At 36.3% G+C, this 1,467-nt stretch carries 3 protein-coding genes; 1 reads left to right on the top strand and 2 read right to left on the bottom strand.

Annotated features, from left to right (window positions below):
- Window positions 1–91 precede the first annotated feature (91 nt).
- On the bottom strand, window positions 92–454 hold the full coding sequence (locus PSE7429_RS22810; protein ID WP_009629770.1) for an SMI1/KNR4 family protein: 363 nt from the start codon (window positions 452–454) through the stop codon (window positions 92–94).
- A gap of 146 nt (window positions 455–600) precedes the next feature.
- Here PSE7429_RS22810 and PSE7429_RS26480 point away from each other — a divergent pair, with 146 nt between their 5' ends.
- Complete coding sequence (locus PSE7429_RS26480) at window positions 601–741, top strand: hypothetical protein (protein WP_158467673.1); 141 nt, start codon at window positions 601–603, stop codon at window positions 739–741.
- Between the two features lie 303 nt (window positions 742–1,044).
- Here PSE7429_RS26480 and PSE7429_RS22805 read toward each other — a convergent pair.
- The coding region (locus tag PSE7429_RS22805; RefSeq protein WP_009629769.1) for a WG repeat-containing protein at window positions 1,045–1,467 on the bottom strand (423 nt) is incomplete at its 5' end.

The raw sequence follows: 1,467 nt of genomic DNA, 5'->3' as shown, positions 1-1,467 counted from the left end.
CCGCCGCAGCTTTTAGTATGTTCTTTCAGAACTTTGCTTTCTTCGGGTGTCATCTTTTTTAACCTTCATTTTTTATTCATTTTCTCATATGTCATCTATAAGTAGAAATACTCATTGCATTAGTGAGATGCTCCCATAAAAGATTTCCTTCATATCTAATTTCATCTTCTGTTTCCTTGAAAATATCAATAAATTCTAGACACAGTTCAACAGCATCTTCTAGAGGTAAGAACACCAATGGGGGAAAGACTACAGAATCATTTTGATATCCTCTAGTTCCATTGCGCCATCTATATAGCTCATAAATTGTTTGTGGTACTTGAAAACGGAAATTGCCAAGTCTTTCTGTGATCTCAGAATGACTTAATCCCGGAAGGAAAGTTACCGCATAATCAGGTTTATGCTGTTGTAACCAATTCATAATTCTTTCTAGAGCTTCAGTTAGAGATGTCATTATATAAACTCCGAATGTACATAAATTGAGTGAGACATACCACGTTTACCAGAAATAAAATGGTCTTTTGCCATCTCTTGAATACCAATTCAAGGATGAATGCGATCGCAAATAATAAGTTTCAACCTTAAGCGATCGCCTTTACAATGACAAAACCCAACAAGCGATCGCCTAAAACATCATCTCAAAATCTGCGATCGCTATCAAATGAAACAAGCGATCGCTATCAAACAAGACATTCCCGATCGACTAAAACATCATCTCAAAATCTGCGATCGCCTTTATAATAAAAAAACAACAAGCGATCTCAATCTCATCCTAAAAAAGCGATCGCAGTGATTAGCAGCATAAGTGGAGCTATTGGTACGATCGCTCTGAAAAATGATTTCCTGACGCTCTTGAACGGGCGACTTGCGAACGTCAAAAAAAATGAAAAGATCGCAAATCAACTTATTCCTAACTTTAGACTACCCAGAAATTTGCTGCATTACGGGACTTACATTTGAGGCGATCGCTCAACTCAGAAATAATTGACACTATTAATCTACGATCTCACTACAAACATATGGAATTCTCAAAAATGCATCTCATTAGGAATCCCTCGTATCACTAGATTGTAGCCATATATAATCGCCCTTAGTATTAATATATCCTAGTTTTGAGCCAATTTTTACTTGGGCAATTCCTCCATAAAAATTGCCAGCAAAATCAAATATTGGATTAATAACCATTTTCCCTTCTCTATCAATATACCCAAATTTACCATTACTTCTTGCAACAGCAACTCCTTCAGAAAAATAAACTGGTTTGCTAGATGGGGATTTTGCAATAATTCTTCCACTCTTATCTATGATGTACAATTGTTCATCTATTCGTACCGTAGCAATTCCTTCAGAGAATGAATACGCTTCATCGAATTGTGGCTTGATAACCATCTGTCCATTTGTATTTATATAGGGCTTACTGAAAAAGAGACTAAGCGGAAAGTGGTAGGTAAAGAGGAAGAGGGTAAC

The sequence above is a fragment of the Pseudanabaena biceps PCC 7429 genome (assembly GCF_000332215.1).
Classification (GTDB): Bacteria; Cyanobacteriota; Cyanobacteriia; order Pseudanabaenales; family Pseudanabaenaceae; genus Pseudanabaena; species Pseudanabaena biceps.
This window is presented reverse-complemented; position numbering and strand designations above follow the sequence as displayed.